The following is an 881-nucleotide window of genomic DNA, read 5'->3' on the forward strand; positions in this document are numbered from 1 at the left end:
GCCGGAGATGAAGTACACAAATTAACATTACATCGAGTTTTAATAAAACATCATGCGAAAAGCCAGCAAAAACAAAAGGCAGCATACAGCTAATGAAGCTCTACTGGAGTAGCTCGCAAAAGGTCCGACTTATTTTCAGTAGCACTCTACTCCATTTCTTCCGAAAGAGTGACCATCTTCTACTGGGTGTTGTACATGTGACGGATCAGGTCAACAACGCGAGAGCTGTATCCCCATTCGTTGTCATACCAAGACACAAGCTTAACAAAGTTGTCATTGAGAGCAATACCGGCCTTTGCATCAAAGATGCTTGACCTGTTGTCACCCTGGAAGTCTGTGGAAACAAGGTCCTCCTCAACGTAACCCAGAATACCCTTGAGTTTCCCCTCAGACTCCTCCTTGATAGCTGCCTTAATCTGATCATAGGATGCTGGCTTCTCAAGCCTGACAGTCAAATCAACGACAGAGACATCCACGGTTGGAACACGGAAAGCCATACCAGTCAACTTTCCATTGAGAGCAGGAAGCACCTTGCCGACAGCCTTTGCAGCTCCAGTGCTGCTAGGGATGATGTTGAAACTGGCAGCCCTTCCACCCCTCCAGTCCTTGCTCGAGGGTCCATCAACGGTCTTCTGAGTTGCAGTGATTGCATGGACAGTGGTCATCAAACCCTCAACAATACCAAACCTGTCATTGATAACCTTGGCAAGTGGAGCAAGGCAGTTGGTGGTGCAGCTAGCATTGGACACAATGTCGATGTCAGGCTTGTACTCCTACTCATTGACACCAACAACAAACATGGGGGCATCCTTGCTGGGAGCAGAGATGACGACCTTCTTAGCACCACCCTTCAGGTGAGCAGCGGCCTTGTCCTTGTCAGT

1 protein-coding gene is annotated in these 881 nt (G+C 48.4%); it reads right to left on the bottom strand.

What is annotated here, in order from left to right; all coding sequences use genetic code 11:
- Window positions 1-179: 179 nt before the first annotated feature.
- Window positions 180-749, bottom strand: coding sequence for a type I glyceraldehyde-3-phosphate dehydrogenase (locus NK662_RS24535; RefSeq protein ID WP_497717179.1), 570 nt, complete (start codon window positions 747-749; stop codon window positions 180-182).
- Window positions 750-881 lie beyond the last annotated feature (132 nt).

This window comes from Ectobacillus ponti, assembly GCF_024294785.1.
In the GTDB taxonomy this organism is placed as follows: Bacteria; Bacillota; Bacilli; order Bacillales; family Bacillaceae_G; genus Ectobacillus; species Ectobacillus ponti.